Origin of the sequence: Paenibacillus sp. NPDC058174 (genome assembly GCF_042883865.1) — a bacterium.
GTDB lineage: Bacteria > Bacillota > Bacilli > Paenibacillales > Paenibacillaceae > Pristimantibacillus.
Window position 1 is genome coordinate 653,320 of record NZ_JBHVUY010000003.1, and the last position, 16,722, is coordinate 670,041.

The 16,722-nt window shown below is 40.3% G+C and carries 17 protein-coding genes; 16 read left to right on the forward strand and 1 reads right to left on the reverse strand.

What is annotated here, in order from left to right; translation table 11 throughout:
* The first annotated feature begins 7 nt into the window (after nucleotides 1-7).
* The 11 genes from ACFVVF_RS18965 (at nucleotide 8) to fliT (ending at nucleotide 7,889) form a co-directional block, all read left to right on the forward strand.
* The gene (locus ACFVVF_RS18965) at nucleotides 8-505 is read left to right on the forward strand and encodes a flagellar protein FlgN (protein WP_387812947.1); all 498 of its coding nucleotides are present in this window, start codon (nucleotides 8-10) and stop codon (nucleotides 503-505) included.
* A gap of 15 nt (nucleotides 506-520) precedes the next feature.
* On the forward strand, nucleotides 521-2,050 hold the full coding sequence (flgK, locus tag ACFVVF_RS18970) for a flagellar hook-associated protein FlgK (RefSeq protein WP_387812950.1): 1,530 nt from the start codon (nucleotides 521-523) through the stop codon (nucleotides 2,048-2,050).
* 28 nt (nucleotides 2,051-2,078) lie between these two features.
* On the forward strand, nucleotides 2,079-2,996 hold the full coding sequence (gene flgL, locus ACFVVF_RS18975; RefSeq protein WP_387812953.1) for a flagellar hook-associated protein FlgL: 918 nt from the start codon (nucleotides 2,079-2,081) through the stop codon (nucleotides 2,994-2,996).
* A 10-nt stretch (nucleotides 2,997-3,006) separates the two neighbouring features.
* A complete protein-coding gene (locus tag ACFVVF_RS18980; RefSeq protein WP_387812956.1) occupies nucleotides 3,007-3,570 on the forward strand; it encodes a DUF6470 family protein in 564 nt (187 codons plus the stop codon).
* Between the two features lie 88 nt (nucleotides 3,571-3,658).
* Nucleotides 3,659-4,105 carry a flagellar assembly protein FliW gene (fliW, locus tag ACFVVF_RS18985; protein WP_387812958.1) on the forward strand — a complete coding sequence of 149 codons (447 nt, stop codon included), beginning with the start codon at nucleotides 3,659-3,661 and terminating at the stop codon, nucleotides 4,103-4,105.
* A complete protein-coding gene (gene csrA, locus ACFVVF_RS18990) occupies nucleotides 4,106-4,345 on the forward strand; it encodes a carbon storage regulator CsrA (RefSeq protein ID WP_387812961.1) in 240 nt (79 codons plus the stop codon).
* Between the two features lie 118 nt (nucleotides 4,346-4,463).
* Complete coding sequence (locus ACFVVF_RS18995; protein WP_387812963.1) at nucleotides 4,464-5,231, forward strand: flagellin N-terminal helical domain-containing protein; 768 nt, start codon at nucleotides 4,464-4,466, stop codon at nucleotides 5,229-5,231.
* Between the two features lie 132 nt (nucleotides 5,232-5,363).
* Nucleotides 5,364-5,729, forward strand: a complete 366-nt coding sequence (locus tag ACFVVF_RS19000; RefSeq protein ID WP_387812966.1) for a flagellar protein FlaG — start codon at nucleotides 5,364-5,366, stop codon at nucleotides 5,727-5,729.
* A gap of 14 nt (nucleotides 5,730-5,743) precedes the next feature.
* The gene (gene fliD / locus ACFVVF_RS19005) at nucleotides 5,744-7,147 is read left to right on the forward strand and encodes a flagellar filament capping protein FliD (RefSeq protein ID WP_387812968.1); all 1,404 of its coding nucleotides are present in this window, start codon (nucleotides 5,744-5,746) and stop codon (nucleotides 7,145-7,147) included.
* A 22-nt stretch (nucleotides 7,148-7,169) separates the two neighbouring features.
* Nucleotides 7,170-7,562, forward strand: a complete 393-nt coding sequence (gene fliS / locus ACFVVF_RS19010; protein ID WP_387812971.1) for a flagellar export chaperone FliS — start codon at nucleotides 7,170-7,172, stop codon at nucleotides 7,560-7,562.
* Nucleotides 7,563-7,565: 3 nt separating this feature from the next.
* Entirely contained in the window at nucleotides 7,566-7,889 is a 324-nt protein-coding gene (gene fliT / locus ACFVVF_RS19015) for a flagellar protein FliT (protein WP_387812974.1), read from the forward strand.
* Nucleotides 7,890-7,963: 74 nt separating this feature from the next.
* Here the strand turns inward: fliT and ACFVVF_RS19020 are convergent, their stop codons facing one another.
* Nucleotides 7,964-9,919: a tetratricopeptide repeat-containing glycosyltransferase family 2 protein gene (locus tag ACFVVF_RS19020; RefSeq protein WP_387812976.1), complete on the reverse strand. Its 1,956-nt coding sequence runs from the start codon at nucleotides 9,917-9,919 to the stop codon at nucleotides 7,964-7,966.
* A 164-nt stretch (nucleotides 9,920-10,083) separates the two neighbouring features.
* On the opposite strand from ACFVVF_RS19020, the gene ACFVVF_RS19025 reads away from it, so the two are divergent.
* The 5 genes from ACFVVF_RS19025 to hpf all read left to right on the forward strand — a co-directional run bounded on the left by ACFVVF_RS19025 (nucleotide 10,084) and on the right by hpf (nucleotide 16,615).
* Nucleotides 10,084-11,166: a glycosyltransferase family 2 protein gene (locus ACFVVF_RS19025; protein ID WP_387812979.1), complete on the forward strand. Its 1,083-nt coding sequence runs from the start codon at nucleotides 10,084-10,086 to the stop codon at nucleotides 11,164-11,166.
* Between the two features lie 71 nt (nucleotides 11,167-11,237).
* Nucleotides 11,238-14,717: a CDP-glycerol glycerophosphotransferase family protein gene (locus ACFVVF_RS19030; RefSeq protein ID WP_387812982.1), complete on the forward strand. Its 3,480-nt coding sequence runs from the start codon at nucleotides 11,238-11,240 to the stop codon at nucleotides 14,715-14,717.
* The gene (locus tag ACFVVF_RS19035) at nucleotides 14,711-15,394 is read left to right on the forward strand and encodes a class I SAM-dependent methyltransferase (RefSeq protein WP_387812985.1); all 684 of its coding nucleotides are present in this window, start codon (nucleotides 14,711-14,713) and stop codon (nucleotides 15,392-15,394) included. Before ACFVVF_RS19030 ends, ACFVVF_RS19035 begins: the two co-directional genes overlap by 7 nt.
* Nucleotides 15,395-15,555: 161 nt before the next feature.
* The gene (locus ACFVVF_RS19040) at nucleotides 15,556-15,753 is read left to right on the forward strand and encodes a cold-shock protein (RefSeq protein WP_028599014.1); all 198 of its coding nucleotides are present in this window, start codon (nucleotides 15,556-15,558) and stop codon (nucleotides 15,751-15,753) included.
* A gap of 313 nt (nucleotides 15,754-16,066) precedes the next feature.
* A complete protein-coding gene (hpf, locus tag ACFVVF_RS19045) occupies nucleotides 16,067-16,615 on the forward strand; it encodes a ribosome hibernation-promoting factor, HPF/YfiA family (RefSeq protein ID WP_387812990.1) in 549 nt (182 codons plus the stop codon).
* Nucleotides 16,616-16,722 lie beyond the last annotated feature (107 nt).

Here is a 16,722-nt window from a genome sequence, read left to right on the forward strand (position 1 = left end):
GCTGACTATGTCTGTACAGCCTATTATTGAAATCCTCCAAGCGCAGCTTGCCTTGTACGGCACCTTGCTGGAAATCGAGAAATCCAAAAAACCATTGATTATGAGCAATGATTTTCTTCAGCTTAATGTGGTGACTCAGAAGGAGAAGCTTTTGGTCGCTCAAGCTGAGGAATTGGAAAGCAACCGCAGCTTGATTACACTGCGCTATTTCAAAGATATCGGCTTTCGTTACCGAGTCTCCTTGTTGTCAGAAGTTATTAAATCGGTTAGTGAGCTGGAACCGAAGCAGAAGCTTATGCAGCTGCATGAGCAGCTAACCGACATTCTGAAAGAGCTGCAGCAAATCAATGAGCTGAACCAGCAGCTGATTCAGCAATCGATTGCGTTTATTGATTTTTCGATAGATCTGATGGTAGAGGATCCAAGTGAGGATGTTGTTTACCAGCATCCGATGAACCAGATTGGAAATTACAAGCGCAGCGGATTGTTCGATTCCCGAGGCTAAGAAGGAGGATTTACGATGAGATCGACTTTCCATTCAATAGAGACCGCTAAGCGGACGCTTTTCACACAGCAGGCCGCACTTAATACAGTAGGCCATAATATCGCAAACGCCAATACTGAAGGATTTTCAAGACAAAAAGTAAATATGGTGGCATCCAGACCTATCGAAGCCTATGGCTTGCAGCGCTCGACAGCACCAGGTCAGCTCGGCACTGGCGTAGAATATACATCCATTACACGAATCCGCAATTCCTTTCTCGATACGCAGTACCGTGAGCAAAATCAAGGTGTCGGCAGTTTATCGATTCAGACGGACACGCTGAGCAAGCTGGAGCAGATCGTGAATGAACCATCCGATGCAGGAATTAGAACGGTGCTGGAAAACTTCTGGAACGCTTGGTCTGATTTAAGCAAGGACCCTGAGAATGTGACCGGCCGGGAAATTTTGAAGGAAACTTCCAAAGCTCTGACGGATACGTTTAATGAGCTGAGCCGCCAGCTGTCTCAAATGAGCTCTGACCTGACAACGAACATTGAAAATAAGGCGTCAGAGGCCAATTCACTTCTGCAAACCATATCCTCATTGAATGATGAGATTAGAAAAATTGAATCAATCGGCGACAATGCCAATGATTTGCGTGATCAGCGGGATCTGATGACGGACAAGCTGTCCAAAATCGTGAATATTAATGTCGTTGAAGGGGCTACCGGATATTCCATTACAATGGGGAACGTGAATCTGGTAGACGGCGGAGACATCACACCATTAACCTCCGGAGCTTTGGAAACCGCATTTGCAACCGGGGCGTTGACTGGCGGTGAGGTTCACGGGATGATCGTCTCGCGGGATGTAAACGTTGCTGGTTTCGCTAAAAGCTTAGATACACTGGCGAATACACTTGCCAACGGCGAGTTTCAAGTAACGATTCCGAAAGGCTCGATGCTTCCGGGGACGACGATTGAAACGACGGCAGATCAAATTGTTACGGTCAGAGGTATTAATGGTCTTCATAAACTAGGCTATTCATTAGACGGCACCGCAGGGGAAGACTTCTTTACATTCAAAAGCGGAGCGAATGGCATTACAGCCGCTAGTATTCAATTGAACCCGACGATTGCTGACGATTCAAATAAAATTGCAACATCTATTCGTGCTGCTGTTGATGGCGGCGGGGCTGTAACTCCGATTAAAGGCAACAATGGCTTGGCATTATTAATGGCCGGACTGAAGGACGTTAAATTCGCGTTTGATGAGACGGCTAGCGGCGGAAGTGTTACTAATGCTACTGTCAACGATTTTTATGGGGCCACTGTGGGTACGCTTGGCGTAAAAAGCAAAGAAGCGTCCAGACTTTATACGAACACGCAAGCCCAGTTGGATCAGGTGGAAAGCAACCGCCAGTCGGTCAGCGGCGTTTCGCTGGACGAAGAAATGTCTGATTTAATTAAATACCAGTACGCATATAGCGCTGCTGCACGTTTTATGACGACATTTGACCAATTGCTAGAGAAGCTTATTAACGGTACAGGCGTTGTAGGACGCTAAGAATCGGATACTTTGAGGGGGTATTAATGTGGCACTTCGTGTTACGCAGAGCAATATGCACTTGCAGCTTACGAGAAACTTGAACCGGAACATGTTACAGATGGAGCAGCTCCAGCAGCAAACAACGACAGGGCGGAAACTTAACAAACCATCAGACGACCCGGTTGGAATGACCTACTCGCTGCGTTACCGTTCTGAGATTGCAGGGAATACACAATATCAGAAAAATGTTGATGCGGCGTTATCCTGGTTGGATTTTAACGATACGGCAGCCGAACAAGTGGGGGATGTATTGCTTCGGGTTAAGGAATTGGTTACCAACGCTGCGACGGGTACCAATCCTCAGCTGGCCTTGGACAGTATAAAGAATGAGCTTGAGCAAATCAAAAATCAGTTGATTGATATCGGCAACAGTCAATTTAATGGAAAGTACGTATTTAATGGTGAAAATTTTAGTGAAGCACCTTATGATAAAACAGTTGCCGGTTTCGATCCCAAACAAACTGAGACGGATAAGGGAATCGTTAATTACGCATTAGGCGTCAATATGACGATTGATATTAATTTCTCCGGTGAACAACTATTTGGTGCTGCTGATCCGGCGGGCACGGGAAACAATATTTTCTCGGTGCTGGATCGTGTCATGAACGGACTAAATACAGGCAATTATGCTGCGGTTTCAGCAGAGCTGCCTAATATCGAAGCGGGCATGGACCGTATCATTAATGTAAGAGCAGAAATTGGTGCACGCGTGAACCGTGTGGAGCTTATTCAAAACCGCTTGGCTGATATGGAGATTAATTTAACGGACATGCAGTCAAAGACAGAAGACGCGGACTATGAGAAGCTGCTGATTCAAGCTCAAATCAATGAAAATATTTATCAGGCCTCACTATCGGTTGGTGCAAAGATTGTAAGCAAATCATTAGTCGACTTCTTGAGCTAATGTTATGATATTGCCACAGATTCAAATTCAATCTACTCCGGCTAGAATTGGTATACAATCGGAGCTCGGGCAATATCAAATGAGGCAAGGTAAAGTTAATCTTAATATCAAAACAGAACCTACGGTTATTGATATTAAAACCGAACGCCCTGTTCTGATCATCGACCAGACAGATACCTGGAACGCTCTAACAGGCGGGAAAGCGGAAGCGTTTTGGGATCGGATTTACAATTCATACGGGCAATATGCAGCGAGATATGTCGAGAACAAAACACAAGAATACGATCGTATCGGGGATATTACTGCAGGAGGCAATCCCGTGGCGGATTTAGCGCGGCAGAAGATGTCGCAAGATATGATTCCGCTTAATGTATACGGACATGCTTCTCCGCGTAATGTTAAATTCGATGCAATCATTTCAAAGCCAGAAGTGAATGTCCAGGTAGGGGGAGTGACTACAACTCCGGACTATAGCCCGCTGGATATTCAGTATCAAAGAGGAAAATTCAATGTGTATATGGAGCAATATGCTTCGGTTAAGATTACGCCGCCCGAAATTGACTTGACTATATAAGGGTGAGATAATCATTGCAAAGCTGTAGAATCGGGTAACGATGCTATGGCTTTTTTTGTTAATGAACATAATGGGGTGTGTGAAGAGCATGATAATTGAATCTACTCGTTTTGGAGCCTTTGAATATGAAGAATCTAGTATTATTCATTTTGCTAATGGGATACCAGGTTTTAAGGATAACAAAAACTACATATTAGCCGATATCGAGGATAGCCCGTTTGTTTTCATGCAATCTGTTGAAGATGAGGATTTAACGTTTATTGTTGCTTCCCCATTTGATTTTCATGAAGCCTATGAGTTTGAGCTTCCACAGCATTTGAAAACAGAATTGCAACTGCAAGATGAAAGTCATATTAAAGTATATAACATTGTCACAATTAGCGGTCTATTGGACACGGCTACAATGAATCTGATTGCCCCGATTATTATTAATACAGCAGAACGCAATGGCGTCCAGTATATTTTATCAGAAGGCAATTACTCGATTAAGCATCCTCTATTCTTAAATAGCCTTAGTGAAGAAGGAGGAAAGTAAATGCTCGTATTAGCAAGGAAAAAGGGTGAGTCGCTGCTTATTGGAGAAGATATTGAGATTAGCATATTGGAAGTTCAGGGGGATGTCGTAAAGATTGGGATTAAAGCTCCCAAAGACGTACCTATTCTTCGAAAAGAGCTGTATGCGGCTGTCGAAGAGATGAACCGGGCGGCAGAGCAATCCGCCATTGATGGCGATTTATTGAAAAATCAATTAAAAAACATTAAAAAGCATAAATAAGCTATAAACAAATTGAAATAATTGCCGATATATAAAGAGACAAGGAAATAGTGCAAACTATCAACTTGACCTGCCACAAGGATGTGGCATAAAACCAATTTCAGGGAGGAAATTTCAAATGCGTATTAATCACAACATCACAGCTTTGAACACTCACCGCAACATGGGCCTTAACAATGCTGCGGCTGGTAAATCCATGGAGAAACTGTCTTCGGGTCTTCGCATCAACCGTGCTGCTGACGATGCTGCAGGTCTTGCAGTTTCCGAAAAAATGCGCGGCCAAATCCGTGGTCTGGAAATGGCACAACGTAACGTTCAAGACGGAATCTCGTTCGTACAAACAGCTGAGGGCGCAATGAACGAAGTTAGCTCCATGCTGACTCGTATGAAAGAGCTTAACGTTCAAAAATCGACTGGCACTTACTCAACTGGCGACAAAGCTAACATCGACGTAGAGCTTGGCGAACTGGGCAAACAAATCACAGCTATCATGAAAGACACGAAGTTCAACGGCATGGCAATCACAGGCGGCGCAACGATTCAATCCGATGATGCAGCTCAAAAAATCGCTATCGGAAGTATCGCAGTTGCTAGCTTTAACGCTTTGACTTCAGCTTCGACTCTTGGTCAAGTTGAAACGGCTATCGAAGCTGTTTCCACTGAGCGCGCTAAACTGGGTGCTGTTCAAAACCGTCTGGAATATACTTCCAACAACTTGGGCACAACTGTTGAGAACCTGACTGCTTCTGAGTCGCGTATCCGTGATACGGACATGGCTTCGGAAATGGTTAAACTTACGAAGGACAATATCCTTCTTCAAGCGTCGCAAGCAATGCTGGCTCAAGCTAACTCGCAGCCACAAGGCGTTCTGTCCTTGCTTCGTTAATTCTTACACAAAGGGAGAGGCCTTGGTATTTACCAAGCGCCTCTCTTTTTTATTAAATAGATTTATATCTAATAAACCGGACTATAATTTCCGATATAATAGTTAACTAATAATAGTAGAGGTGAACAAAGGATGATGGATATTTCCTCTGTAAACTCTTCGGCTGCTTATACTTCAGAAGCGAATTTGAACATCGGACCGAAAAAAGAAATATTATCGGAAACGATTGATACGAGTGCCAAAGTAACAGGCGAACAAAATTTAGGCGGAGTTACTGATAGTTTCGTGCAGAAAAGTCTAGAACGAATCGTTAAAGCTATTCAGTCACCAGAAACAACAATTGACCGTTCTGTTCATGATGTAACGAAACAAGTCATTTATAAGGTAAAAGATAAGTTAACTGGCGAGGTTATACGTCAGTTTCCGGAAGAAAAATTGGTAGAGGCTGCTGCTAAACTCATCGAGCTGACAGGAATGATGATTGACAAGAAGGTTTAAGGAGGGGCTAATAAATGAGACTTTCAGGATTAGCGTCTGGACTTGATGTTGATGCAATGGTAAAAGAGTTAATGAAGGCCAAACGCAGCTCATATGATACGATGGTCAAGAAGAGAACGCAGATCGAATGGAAACGGGAAGATTATAGGACGATAAGCTCTAAAATAGTCGACTTTAGAAATAATAAGCTGTCTTCATTTAATCTATCGAATACTATTGCTGCAAAAACCACAGAGGTTAGCGGTGATACCAATGCGTTAAAGGTAAATTCAACAACCTCTAGTGCCTCCGGCACCTTAAGTGTAAATGTTACGGATGTTGCAACTAATGCAAGAACGATTTACCAAGTCGGAAATGGTAATCTTGGAGCCGTATCATTTACGATTAATGGGGAGCAAATCACATTGGATGCAGCTGCTTCTAAGGGCTCGGATCTGGCAGCTGCAATTAATGCGAACAGTAAGACCAAAGCGACAGCCGTTTTTAATGAGCAGACGGGACAAATCTCCATTTCTGCTACGGAAACAGGCGGTGGTGCCGTCACTGCACCTACTAGCAAGCTGATTATAACGAACACTGCCGGTCTGACAGCAACGAGCAGCGTACCGGGCAAACAAGCGTCGATAACGATCAACGGCATGACGTATACGCAAGATTCCAACCGATTCCTTGTTAACGGTATTGATTTTACGGTAAAGGCGCAATCGGCATCCGATACGACAATTGCAGTCGTACAGGACACTAGCAAAATAATAGACACTATAAAATCCTTCGTTAAAGAATACAATGATTTAATAGGTTTAATTAATGGTGAACTGTCCGAGGATAAAAATCGCAAATTCTTGCCGCTAACAAGCGATGAGAGAGCTGCTTTGAGTGACAAAGAAGCAGAACAATGGGAAGACAAGGCCAGAAGCGGCACATTGCGAAATGATTCAACCTTATCGAAATATGTCTCAGATCTGCGTACCATTGCGACTACATTAATTAATGGGATTAGTACGGGTGGTACGGATCGATTGCAAATTGGAATCACAACAGGCAGCTATGGTGAGAAGGGCAAGCTTGTGCTTGATGAGGATAAGCTGCGCAAGGCGTTAGAATCTAAACCGCAAGAAGTTACAAACTTGTTCGCAGACGGCTCTAATGGCGTATTTAAAAACATGATGGATGCATCTCTCACTGCTTTGACTTCATTATCAAAAATTGCAGGTACTTCATTGACAAGCTCAGATTCGAAGAGTTTCTTGGAGAGTTCAATACTGGGTGATCAGTTGAGAGGTATGAGGGATAAGGAATTTAACGTACTTGCTCGTCTTAACAAGCTCGAGACGCAGTATTACAAGCAGTTTAGTGCCATGGAAAAAGCGATCAATAAATTTAATAGTCAATCTTCATCACTTAACGGTTTGTTATAGTTTTTTAAAGGAGTGAACCAGCGTGCTTAATTCGCCGCATCAAATCTATCAACAGTCTTCCGTTCAAACAGCGAGTGGCGGACAATTAGTTATTATGCTTTATGAAGGCGCTATTCGCTTTACAAAGGCTGGTATTGAGGGCATTCACAACCGTAAATATGATGTAGCTAACACAAGTCTTAAGAAGGCCCAGGCGATTATTCATGAACTGATTGCTGCTCTAAATTACGATTATGCAATATCAAAAGAACTAGCTTTAATTTACGAGTATTTACTCCATAAATTGATTGAGTCCAATATGAAGAAAAGCGAAGCAGCAGCAAAAGAGGTCATGGCTCATTTGACCGAGCTTAGAGAAGCATGGAAACAATTGATTAAAGGGCCTGCCACAGCGGCTTCTCAGAGCCAGGTATAAAGAATGGCATCTCAATTGAATCATTTACATGAGTTAACGATGAGAATTGCCCAAAATATTGATATGGCTGATGTTGACGAACTTTTGGAGCTCGTAGAATGCCGGGATCATGTCATAAATTCGCTGCAGTCTATTTCGCTTTCTGAAGATGAGCGAACACTTTTAGTAGAGATCAATAAATATGATTCGCTCATTACTTCAAGAATGACAATATTAATGGAGGAAGCAGCGCAGGGACTTGAGAAAATAGCAAAAACCAAATTGCAAAAACAGTCCTATGAAAAGATGTACGCGGGGGAAAGCTACTTTTTTGATAAAAAAGAATAAGCTGTCCAAGCGTATTAAGTTTCATATTACAAACAAACCGTCAGGCTAGTCCAGACGGTTTGTTTGCGTTGATTTCAGATTAGGTGCTGCAAGAATGGTAATTTGCGATAACCGGGATATCGATGGAATAACTGCTGGCGGTACTCGGATTTTATCTTTTCATCTTGACTGAGAGTGAGGATTTGAATGTACAATTGTCTAGGATCAGGCGATTTTTTTATAGCATCTTGAAAGAAAGGTATAGCATCTTCGTATAACTGGTCATTAATATGTAACAAAGCTAAATTGACAGAACTGACAAGAGATAAGTCATTGGAATCAATCAAGTTGTTATAGTAACTGATGGCTATATCATACTTATGTTTAGAGTAGAAGTAGTTGGCTAGTTGATCAATAATAAAAGGATGAATAAAACAATTGATATATTTGTCGAAAGCACCGTATTGTTCCATTTGGAATAGATCTGTGATGAGCTCAAATATTCGAATTTGATTATTTTCGATCCAATCATTGGAATACTGGTCTCCAACTAAGTCCATATAAAATTGGTACATGTCATGGATATGATCTATTGTTTCCGAACGTTCATCATCAGGCAAAGCGGGCAGATCTATACGGGTATTCCAAATTAGATAGGCTAAAGAAAGTATATGAATTATATTTTTATCAAGCAGATCAAGCTCGTTTTGATTAAGATAAGTCTCAAATTCTGTTTTATCGCCGCACAACAATTGATAGCGAAGAATATCATGCGGAGTAAATATACTTTCATCTGAAACCAACTTATAATAGGTTGCGGACAGGTCAGCCTGTCCTAGACTGAGGAATACTTTAAATAATAGATAGTAATCTTCCAGTTGAGAATTAGGAAATTGTATCTCTATAAATTTTAAGACCGCTTGCTCCCCTTCGTAATTCATCAGCAATTCCAATAAGTGAGCTAACGAAGCATAATCGGAAGGATCGCTTTGTAACTTTTTCGTTAGGTAGTAAATTGTATCATGGATATTATGTTCTCTAACGGCCATTGTGATTAACTTAGCGAGTGGTGTCTCCAAAGCTAATGCAGGACTAACTAGCCAAAAAACAGGGTTTTGAACGGCAAGGATTTCCGATTTAGCAATTGCAGTCTTAAAGGATTCTTTCGCTAGCTCAAACAAACCGAAATGCTCGTAAATGACTCCTTGCATGCAATGATAATCAGGGTACTCCTTTCTTCCTACACTTTCCTTCTCAAGCAGCTCCCATGCGTCATAGATTCTGTCTAATCTTAAGTAATTATTGATTAATTCGAAAACACATATATAATGCCAGGTAGAATTTTTATTGGATTTTTTAAAGGATTTTTCATAATAATATAGCGCTTTTTTGAAATCCTTTTGCATGGAGTATTCATTGCCGATGGTAAAGTAATCGTAGGCTGTAAAGCCTGATTTACTTTTCAATAGGTTGAATATTTGTTTGTTCCGCTGTGCTTTATCTTTATTGAGCATCGTGGAATTTAAGTATCCGGTATGGTAGACGGTAATGGCTGCTTTTTTAGTAATGAGAGGAAGATCTTCTTTGGAGCATAACTGTTCATGTATCGGTCTATGAAACTTAATGCCAAAATGGTTAGGAAGCAATCTGCTAACCGCTGCTTCGCTCAAGCTGCCTTTCCTGGCAGATTCACCAAGAAAGCTAACGATAGATATTAAATAAATCGTACTGGCTAGCGGGGGCTCAAGTTCTAAAAATGTACGAATTGAAGGGATATCATTTGTTTCGATATATTCATCGGCATCCAATATGAGAACCCACTTCGACGTTGCATATTTTAAGCTCTCATTCCGGGCAGCTGAGAAGTCATTGCACCATGTGAAGTCATACACATGTTCGGTGTATTGCCGGGCGATGTCCTTTGTGCGATCCGTCGAGCCGGTATCTATAATAATAATTTCATCAGCAAGTTTGCTAATGCTGTTCAGACAACGATCAAGAACGTCTTCCTCGTCTTTTACAATCATACAGACCGTTAATAAATTGCTCATAGCTGCTCCTTTAGTAAATGTGGTAACATTCGTCACGATTATACTACATATATCGACATCAACAGACATATATATTACATAGTGGGAATTATAAAGACATAAAGCTACACAATTCTTGTTCAAATGTCGATATTAAATTATTGAAGCTACGAGGGGAATCCGCTATGAAGACAATATCACTAGTAATGATTGTTCGCAATGAAGAGACGGTGCTAAACAGATGTCTGAAAAGCGTTGAAGGATTAGTAGATGAAATTGTAATTGTTGATACCGGCTCGACGGATGCTACGAAGGCTATCGCAGCTGCCTACAATGCCAAAATTTTTGATTATAAATGGAATAACAACTTCTCAGAGGCTAGGAATTTTGCTCTAGAACAAGCCACAAGTGACTGGAATCTAGTGTTAGATGCAGATGAATATTTTGCAGACGATTATAGGGAGGAAATTCAGTCATTCATAAATGGGGCTTTGGCAATCGGAAGATTGAAGATTATCAATAAATTTAAGGATAAGGAGGGGGATGCATATGCTCAAACGTTCATCTCGCGATTGTTTCCTAGAGATGCACGTTATGAAGGCATTATACATGAGCAAATTGTATCTTCCTTACCTAGAGTGATCCTTGCTATTGATATTCAACATGACGGTTATTATGAACAGACGCGCTCAGATAGAAATATTCCAATGCTGCTGCGGGAAATAGAGGCTTCACCGCAAGATGCTTACTACTATTATCAGATTGCGAAAGAATATAAAGGGCTAGAGAGACATGATTTGGTTTATCAAAGTTTGCATCAAGCCTACCGCTATTGCCATAAGTCTGCGAATTACTTTCCCAATGTAGTCGTTGATTACATCTATGCAGGAATGGCCTGCGGCGAGTTGGAGCCGACTTTGCAAGTCATTCAAGATGAACAGGAACAGCTTAACGACTTTGCAGATTTTTATTTTGCTTCAGGTTTGTTCTACCTAGAAATAGTAATGAAGAATACAAACAAATATATTCATTTACTATCAAATATCGAAAACTGTTATCTTACTTGTCTTTCGATTGGCGAATCGAGTAAATATGATAGTGTTAAGGGGACAGGGAGCTTCTCTGCTTACCATAATCTAGGCGTATTCTATGAAGTAACGGGGCAAACTTCTAAAGCGCTAGAATGTTATCAGGAGGCCGCCAAGTATAACTATGCACCTTCTCTCGCTAGATTACTTCATTTTCATACCGTATCCAAAGAGGTATAACAAGGTAAATGATTTAAACTGCGTGTAAGGCATCATCGGGAAAATGCAGACTAGCATGAGGAGGAAAGAATATGGTTCTAGAAAAAATAAATAAGTTAATTTCTAATAATGAAATAGAGGCCGCATATGAACTTATAATTGAGAACGAAAAACAGTTTGAGGATAATGCAGAGTATTGGGGCTTGTATGGTGTTCTTTGCTTGTTAATTAAAGAATACCGTTCAGCGGTTACTTGTTTGCAAAAGGCACATTTGATAAATCCAAATGATTCCGATATTAACTATAATTATGGATATGCATTAGAAGCGCTGAATCAGCATAGTGACGCAGCCATTCATTATGGTATTGCATATCGTAATGCGGATGACATGCAGCTAAAAGCAGAACTAGAGAATTTATATGTAGATAATCCTACGCTAAAGAAAATTTTTATTGCAGCAGGCGGGTCAGAGAAGCTTAAGTTTATTATGTTGTCTTCCAACGGATGGAACAATGAATATCAGAGGATGCATCATATTGCTCGTGCATTGAGTAATATGGGGCATGAGGTGCATTATGTTTGTCCACCTCTAGCTATTAATAGCTACGAGGAGAGTGTCACTTTAGAGAAATTAAATGAAATAAGTGAACAGTATAAGAAAGTAATTGATGGTGTAAATATTTATCAACCGTTACATATAAACAGCAAACCGGTAATGTCAAATATTCTAAGCCTTACCCAGTTGCTTGTTAATGAACAATCTAATCGCAATGAACCTATTCTTATTACTTATTTGCCTAGTCACTATCACATTATTGATAAATTAAAAGGTGAATTTTACCATATCTATGATTGTGTAGACGATCATTCAGATTTAAAGTATGCATTTTGGGGGAAAAGCTCAGATTATTATTATGAACAATTATTAATGGATAAGGCAAATGCCATTACTACGACAGCAACTTCGTTATATTTGCAACGCACTGTAATAGAAAATAGAAAGAATGTTTGGATGTCAAAAAATGCAGTACATCAAGCAGACTTTCTATTCGCGGAAGAACCAATCATTCCATTCGATTTAGCTGAAATACCAGAACCAAGAGTGATATTTACTGGTGTTGTGTATCAACGATTTGATGAGGAACTATTCTATGGGATTGTCTCAAGCAATCCAGATCTTTCGTTTATTATTGTCGGAGCGGTTTTAGATGGACAACTTACAAAGTCCTATCCGAATCTGTACTTATTAGGAAGTAAAAAGCATGTTGAGCTCAAGGATTATCTCTATCACTGTGATATCGGAATAGTGCCATATACGAACGAGTCTAGTATGAATATAGCATGTGATTCTATTAAGCAGTATGAGTATATTGCTAGTGGATTGCCGGTTATTACAACGTACATGCCGGAATCTTTTCTGGATAAGATTAATGTGCGTCTCGCGCAAGATGTTGAAAGCTTCAATCAAGCCATTGAACTTTGTTTGAATAGCAAAGGTGAGAGAAGTGAAGTTGAACAATTTTTAATAGATAACTCATGGAATGAGAGGGCGGCCACCCTCGTACTTATTGCAAATAGACAACTGCAGCATCATCCTGTTCAGGAATTAGATAAGGTTGGGCAATCCTTGTATCAATTATCTACATCGTTTTCTGATCCTGTTTTTGATTTGCTCTATGGATTGTATTTACATACAAAGGATAAACATGAGTTCTTGAGATATGCTCGTCAGGCTTATGAACAGAAGCCTATAGATTATGTTGAGCAGAAATATTTAGAGGCTTTGCTTATCCACAATAATATGAATGATTTTTTGGGCGTGTTAGAGAGCAGTGTACGTATTGACGATATTATAAAGGAAGAGTTCTTATTTCATCTCAATAATAATTCGGTACAACTAGCATTGGCTATTGCTCATTTAGTTGTTCGAGATGTTCAGGGATGTATGGGACTGCTTAATATGGAGTCAAATGAATGGAATTCGTTATACACACTGTATATTTCATCTACCTTCGGTGAGCAGGTTACCAGGAAAGAATTAAATGAACTTCCGGATACGGTTAGACTGTCGCCAATATACCAATATATGATGTCGACAATTCAAGATACTTTTTCGGGTATGACTTGGTATCTTGTACATATGTCAGATTTGAATGTTCAAACCGTAATCAACGAAATGGAAAGTTATAATGTCCCTATTGAGGGAGTATGCTCTTCATTTGAACTGAAAGCAAAGAACAAAGATGTAGTTTCGATTCGACGAGCGATAGAACTGCAATCAACTCAAGCTATTAGGCTTTTGGTGCCGTTTAATGATCTTTATAAACAGCAAATTCAGCTGTTAGCTGAGAATGGGGTTACAGAGTGCGATGTTTGTGTGTATCAAGCGGGCCGCCCGCAAATTGTACATATTGACCAAATCTTAATGCAAAGTATAAGGAACAGGGAATATGAGCATACGATAATTTTCAATTTGTATCATTCAGCTGATTCAAATGTGTATGCGCTGTTGCAGAATGTGCCGGAAGGATATCAAGACAAGTACAATATACAAGTTATACATGGCCAAGATGTGTGGTCGATAGAACAAGTAGTTAAGGTGCCTTTACAAGCAAACGTTACTGTATCAGGATTTAATACTTTTTTGTATAACCCTAAATTTACGGTGAATGTAGAGGTTTGGCATGCAGGAATACCGTTAAAAGCTTGCGGGATCATGGATAAAAAGGACAAGAGCTCAGGAGGCACACCTGAAATATTTAAAAAAGTGGATTTCGTCTGCACCGCATCTCACATGAATATGATTGTCTTTAGTTCATTCTATAGTGTTCCTGAAGATAAATATAGAATCACCGGCCTTCCGAGAAATGATAAGTTACTTGCGAAAGATGGAAAGGCAAAGCGTAATTTGGAACGTTTGCTGGGAATTGATTTATCAGGGAAAAAGATAATTTTCAATATGCCAACATTCCATGTATTCGACAGTATTCAAAGAGTTGAAGGCAACTCACAGCTTACGGACTCTGTAAAAATCATTGATTTTGATTACACGGTATTTAATGAGTTTTTAAAACAAAATCAGATCGTGTGTATATCAAAGTCTCATCATGCAGAACAGCTCAGTGTCGCTGAACATACACAATTAAGGGAATACGATCATTTGTTTTTCTTAAATAATGATAATTTGGGTCAGCATGGACTTGATCTGTACGAGGTTTTAGAGGCGGGCGATTTGTTAATTACAGATTATTCGTCAGTGTATAATGACTTTTTATTTATGAACAAGCCAACGGTGTTTGTTCCTACAGATATCGAAGAGTATCGTCTTGAAAGAGGATTAGCGTTGGAGCCCTATGATTTTTGGACTGCTGGGCCTAAAGCTTATTCGCAGGAGGAGCTGCAATCTGAGATTCTGAAAAGTCTTTCAGATTCAGAGTACTACCAGGCTGAACGAGATCGGTTACGTCCCGTATTTTTTAAATATACGGATAATCAAGCTGTAGAACGAACATGGAATGTTATAGATGAAGCTTTTCAAGTTGCACTTAAAAAGGAGCGATTAGGATGGTGAAAATTGAACAGCAATTACTAAGTGAAAAGGGGAATATTAATTATTGGAATGAATTCTATAGGAAAGTTAGAATACAAGAAGAATCTACTTTTTGTAAGTTTATTAAGCAGAAGTTTGGTAACGAGACTATTATAATGGACATAGGCTGCGGGAGCGGCCGTGATACATTTGCTTTTGCAAGGGATGGATACGAAGTAATTGGAGTTGATCGTTCGGAACAATCTATTAAAGTAAACAGTGAGTTAGGATTAGATTTTAAAAGTCCTGATACGGCTTTGGAGTTTAGAAGAGTGGATATAAGCGATGCAGCAGAGTTGAGCGTTGTCATAGAGGATATAAAAGAACGCGCAAATGCTCTAAATAAGCGGCTGGTTGTTTATATGAGGTTTCTGCTTCACTCTATAAATGAGCCAACTCAAAGCATTTTATTATCTACATTATCTAGCGTATGCCGTTCAGGTGATTGTATAGCAGCTGAGTTCCGGACGATTGAGGATCAAATGCTAGATAAAGTTTACAATGATCATTATCGCCGATTCGTAGATTCTGAGAATTTGCTCGAGCAGCTCACACACGAGTATAAATTCAAAGAAGTTTATTCTATTAAAGGTAAAGGATTATCGCCATTTCAAAACGAGGATCCATATTTATCTAGAATAATCGTTGAAAAAATCTAGAGTAACATCGCCTTGGCTTCGATTTAGAAGTCAAGCGGGACCTGAATGAATTCGCTTACAAGGAAATATTGACAATATAGTGACGCAGATGTTATATTCGATTTGTGGGCCATACCTAAAAGACGCCTCACAGTATTTGAAGATGAAGGGACTGTTTATGTATGCAAGGTAAAGTTAAATGGTTTAACGCAGAGAAGGGTTATGGATTTATCGAGACTGAGCAAGGCGGCGACGTATTTGTTCACTTCTCCGCAATCCAATCCGAAGGCTTCAAAACACTCGAAGAAGGCCAGTCGGTCGAATTCGACATCGTAGAAGGCGCTCGCGGTCCACAAGCAGCTAACGTAGTTAAACTGTAATCATCCGGCTATTAAGCCAACGATAGATGGTTCGTTTATAACTGTCTAAACTCAAAGCCCCGGGCAACCGGGGCTTTTTCTTGTTGGCAGTGAAAAGAAATTATCATACTGTTTACCATTCATGTAACGCACGCAATTTCCAGAGCGCAAAACGGCTTTGCATGTAGAGGCCTGCTTGTTCTACCATACATCATTCCAAAAAAAATTCGTTCTTTTCCAACAAATTATCAGAAAATTCACAATAAACTAAAATCTGTTTTGTCATAGGTCTTCACCTATGTTATAATAAGAACATGTAAAGGAGGAATGCCCCATGAAATACATCATTCGAGGTCAACGCTTTCAAGTGACAGATGCATTAAGAGATTATGCCGAGAAGAAGCTAAGCCGCTTGGAAAAGTATTTTGAAGCACCTGCCTCCGAAACAACCGTAACATTATCCGTAACCAAAGGTCAGCATGCCGTAGAGGTGACGATTCCGCTCGTAGGAGTCCTTCTCAGAGCCGAGGACAAGAGCCAGGATATGTACGCTTCCATTGACGTCGTAGTGGACAAACTGGAGCGTCAGATCCGTAAGCATAAGACGAAGCTGAACCGCAAATTCCGCAATAGCAATGGCGTAAGAACAATCTTCAAGGAAGAGGCAAACGGCTCAGCCGTACGCGTATTAGATGAAGAGGACGAATTAGAGCTCGTAAGAACGAAGCGCTTTATGCTCAAGCCGATGGACGTGGAAGAAGCGATTCTCCAGATGAACATGGTCGGCCACAACTTCTTCGTATTTTCCAATGTGGACAATAAGGAAGTGAATGTCGTCTACAAGCGAAGCGACGGGAAATACGGCTTAATTGAGCAAGGCTGACGGCCGCGCGAATATACAGGATTAACAAGGAATACTTAACAACTTATACAATCAACAGAGCCTTTTTCCTTCATTGGAGAAGGCTCTTTTCATTAGTTAAACCATAC

Coding starts and splice junctions, on each gene's coding strand:
- ACFVVF_RS19030 (WP_387812982.1), top strand. CDS start 11,238: ATGGTTCTAGAAAAAATAAATAAGTTAATTTCTAATAATGAAATAGAG.
- ACFVVF_RS19020 (WP_387812976.1), bottom strand. CDS start 9,919: ATGAGCAATTTATTAACGGTCTGTATGATTGTAAAAGACGAGGAAGAC.
- ACFVVF_RS19035 (WP_387812985.1), top strand. CDS start 14,711: ATGGTGAAAATTGAACAGCAATTACTAAGTGAAAAGGGGAATATTAAT.
- fliD (WP_387812968.1), top strand. CDS start 5,744: ATGAGACTTTCAGGATTAGCGTCTGGACTTGATGTTGATGCAATGGTA.
- fliW (WP_387812958.1), top strand. CDS start 3,659: ATGATAATTGAATCTACTCGTTTTGGAGCCTTTGAATATGAAGAATCT.
- csrA (WP_387812961.1), top strand. CDS start 4,106: ATGCTCGTATTAGCAAGGAAAAAGGGTGAGTCGCTGCTTATTGGAGAA.
- ACFVVF_RS19040 (WP_028599014.1), top strand. CDS start 15,556: ATGCAAGGTAAAGTTAAATGGTTTAACGCAGAGAAGGGTTATGGATTT.
- ACFVVF_RS19000 (WP_387812966.1), top strand. CDS start 5,364: ATGATGGATATTTCCTCTGTAAACTCTTCGGCTGCTTATACTTCAGAA.
- flgK (WP_387812950.1), top strand. CDS start 521: ATGAGATCGACTTTCCATTCAATAGAGACCGCTAAGCGGACGCTTTTC.
- hpf (WP_387812990.1), top strand. CDS start 16,067: ATGAAATACATCATTCGAGGTCAACGCTTTCAAGTGACAGATGCATTA.
- ACFVVF_RS19025 (WP_387812979.1), top strand. CDS start 10,084: ATGAAGACAATATCACTAGTAATGATTGTTCGCAATGAAGAGACGGTG.
- ACFVVF_RS18995 (WP_387812963.1), top strand. CDS start 4,464: ATGCGTATTAATCACAACATCACAGCTTTGAACACTCACCGCAACATG.
- ACFVVF_RS18965 (WP_387812947.1), top strand. CDS start 8: ATGTCTGTACAGCCTATTATTGAAATCCTCCAAGCGCAGCTTGCCTTG.
- fliT (WP_387812974.1), top strand. CDS start 7,566: ATGGCATCTCAATTGAATCATTTACATGAGTTAACGATGAGAATTGCC.